Here is a 2,563-nt window from a genome sequence, read left to right on the forward strand (position 1 = left end):
CACGCCCGGCCTCACCGAGGAGGGCGCGCGCCGGGCGCTGATCACCGAGGCGGACATCGAGGACGCCTGGACCCAGGTCGAACCGGGGACCGCGCGGGCCTGGCGGAACCGCCTGTTGCTCGGCGGCGTCGACGCGGCGCAGTTCCTGACGGGTCGGTCGGACGTCTCCGACTGCGGGCGCCTGGCCGACGCGCTCTTCGACGAGACGCTGCTGGGCACTCCGTCCGGCGCGTCGGCGCTCACCGGTTTCGAGGAGGGCGACTCCCGGCTGCTGTACCAGGTCGCCGCCTACGGGCAGTCGGACCTGGACGCGTCGATGCGGTGGCTGCGGTCGCTGCCGCAGAGCTGCGACAGCTTCACCCTCACCGGCGACGACGGCGGGAGGCGGACCGTCGAGGTGGTGAAGACGTCGCTGCCCGACGTGGGCGACGCCCGGCAGGGCCTCACCGTGACGGTGCGGGGCACCGGCGGCGGCGAACCGGCGACCCTCACCCTGGCGGTGGCGGTGGTCCAGGTCGGCGCCAACGCGATCACGGTCACCCAGGGCGGTCTGGACGGCGCCGAGGCGAGCACCACCAGGTCCGCGGTCCAGCAGGGCACCCAGCGGCTCCAGGACGTCCTGGCCGGCCGCACCCCGTCGTCCGACCCGTCGCTCTTCGACTGACGCCGGCCGGGCGCCGGCCGGGCGAAGGGCCCCGGGCCCCGCACGGCCCGGGGCGGGCCTACCGCTCGCGCTCCCGCTCCCGTTCCCGTCGGCGCCGCAGCAGGTGCCGGACGACCAGGGCGGCGACCAGGACGCCGAGGCCGATGAGGACGTACCGCTGGTAGCGGGAGACCACCGCGTAGATCTCCGTGATGTGGTCCCCGGCCAGGTGGGCGAGGGTGGCCCACAGCCCCACCCACAGTGCGGCGCCGAGGGCGTTGAAGGCGAGGAACCGCCACCACGGCATGCCGGTGGTGCCGGCGGCGATGCCGTTGACCTGGCGCAGGCCGTCGACGAAGCGGGCCACGGTGACGATCTTGCCGCCGTGGCGGGTGTAGAACGCCTCGGCCCGCGCGAACCGTTCCGGCGTCAGGAGGACGTACCGGCCCCATCGGTGCACCAGGGCGCGGCCCCCGAACCTGCCGATCAGGTAGCCGATGTTGTCCCCGGCGACGGCGGCGGCGAACGCGGTCAGCGCCACGGCCACGATGTTCAGCCGCCCGGCCCCCGCGTAGACCCCCGCGGCGATCAGGATCGTCTCGCCGGGGACCGGGAGGCCGAAGTCCTCGACGAGGATCACGCCGCCCACCGCCCAGTAGCCGTAGTCGCCGAGCAGCGGTTCCAGATGAGCCAGGGGGCCCGGCAGGGGGTGGGCCATGGCGTCATCGTAGGCGCGGCGGACGGCCGGTGGCCGCGGCACCGCGCCGGGTCCCGCCCGCGCGCCGGTCAGCCGGCCGGGCTCCAGCCGAGGAGGGGCCCCAGACGGGTGGCGAAGTCGGTGAGGATCTGCGCGTAGTCCTCCTTGGCGAACGTGAACGGCAGGGCGAAGGCCACCTCGTCGACCTCCCGGAAGGAGGCGAGCGAGGTGAGGCGTTCGGCGAGTTCCTCACTGGGGCCGACCAGGTCGGGGGCGAACAGCAGCCGCCCCGGCCCCTGCGGGGAGCGGGTGCGGGGAAGCCGCTCCCGCGCGTACCGCTCGTAGCGGGCCCGCTGGTCCGCTGACGCGCTGTCGGTCGGGACGACCACGAGCCCGTGCGAGACACGGGCCCGCTCACCGTGCGGGTGGGCGGCGCGGAAGGCCCGGATGTGGGAGAGCTGGACGGCGTCGAAGTCCGGTACGGCGTCCTCGGGGCCCTCGGCCCTGACCACGCTGCTGGTCAGCAGGTTCATGCCCTGCTCCCCCGCCCAGCCCGCGGAACGCAGACCCGCCCCGCCGTACCACATGCGCTCGCGCAGGCCGGGCGACTGCGGCTGCACCCGGTCGGAGAAGACCTCGATGCCCTGGGTGCCGCTGAAGCGGGAGGCCGGCCGGCCGGCGACCAGGTCGAGCAGGCGGCTCACCCGCCCGTACCCGAAGTCCTCGGCGTCCGCGGTGTCCGGGTACAGCGCGTCCTTGACGTCCTCCCAGTGGACCGGCGGGCCGACGCTGACGCCGGGGTTGAGGCGGCCGCCCGACAGGACGTCCACGGTGGCCAGGTCCTCGGCGAGGCGCAGCGGGTTCTCCCAGCCGAGGGGGGTGACGGCGGTGCCCAGCGCGATGCGCCGGGTGCGCTGGGTGGCCGCGGCCAGGACCGCCACCGGTGAGGAGATGCCGTGCTGGAGGTGGCGGTGGCGCAGCCAGGCGCTGTCCAGGCCGAGGCGTTCGCCGAGTTCGATCAGCTCCAGCGTGGCCTCGTGGCCGGGGCGCGGGTCGGCCTCGTCGAACAGTCCGATGGTCAGGAAGCCGAGCTTGCGCAGCGGCCTGGACGTGGCGGGGGTGTCCGGGGCGGACGGCATGGGGCTCCTCGGTTTCCGTCGGGCGGTGTCACCCGGTGCGAACCCCCGGTGGCGCGCCCTTGTTCCGGACCGCCCGGGCGGAGC

At 75.2% G+C, this 2,563-nt stretch carries 3 protein-coding genes; 1 reads left to right on the forward strand and 2 read right to left on the reverse strand.

The features are described 5' to 3' along the window. On the forward strand, positions 1-664 hold a 664-nt coding region (locus HW445_RS26355), incomplete at its 5' end, for a hypothetical protein (RefSeq protein WP_180223385.1). A gap of 58 nt (positions 665-722) precedes the next feature. On the opposite strand, the gene HW445_RS26360 is transcribed toward HW445_RS26355, so the two are convergent. After that, positions 723-1,361, reverse strand: coding sequence for a DedA family protein (locus tag HW445_RS26360; protein WP_180223386.1), 639 nt, complete (start codon positions 1,359-1,361; stop codon positions 723-725). Between the two features lie 68 nt (positions 1,362-1,429). After that, on the reverse strand, positions 1,430-2,479 hold the full coding sequence (locus HW445_RS26365; RefSeq protein ID WP_180223387.1) for an LLM class flavin-dependent oxidoreductase: 1,050 nt from the start codon (positions 2,477-2,479) through the stop codon (positions 1,430-1,432). Between the last annotated feature and the right edge of the window lie 84 nt (positions 2,480-2,563).

Source organism: Streptomyces sp. UH6 (assembly GCF_013421635.1).
Taxonomy (GTDB): Bacteria; Actinomycetota; Actinomycetes; order Streptomycetales; family Streptomycetaceae; genus Streptomyces; species Streptomyces abyssomicinicus.